General features: G+C 33.7%; 1 protein-coding gene. It reads right to left on the bottom strand.

The window, feature by feature from the left end:
* Positions 1 to 338, bottom strand: a 338-nt coding sequence (locus DWX28_RS19250) for a DUF4179 domain-containing protein (protein WP_199611889.1), incomplete at its 3' end; no start/stop codon positions are given.
* Positions 339 to 374: the final 36 nt, after the last annotated feature.

Below are 374 nucleotides of genomic sequence, written 5' to 3'. Positions count from 1 at the left end.
ACCCATAAATTCTCCTTATCAGCAGCAATTTCATCTAACGTAATAGAAATTCCATTTTTAGTAATCGTTTTTCCAACACTATCTATATATGATTCTACATTTTCATTAATCCCCAATGCAGTTTGAATCCACGAAGTAATCTGTTCCCAGGCCGCCTTTATCTCATGCGGATGTCCCAAGCCTCCTATCAATAATGCTATTACAACTCCTGCTGCTGCAATCTTTGCTAATTTTAATTTCAAATTAACATTTCGCTTTTTCCATGGTAAGGAAGCTTCGTAAACAAATTTTTCATCTATTTCTCCCATCAGATCTAAAAAATTGTTTTCTTTTTTCATATGATTTCTTTCACCTCTTCCCATAATTTGTTTCTG

This window comes from Blautia sp. AF19-10LB, from assembly GCF_003461245.1.
Taxonomy (GTDB): Bacteria; Bacillota; Clostridia; order Lachnospirales; family Lachnospiraceae; genus Blautia_A; species Blautia_A intestinihominis.
This window is presented reverse-complemented; position numbering and strand designations above follow the sequence as displayed.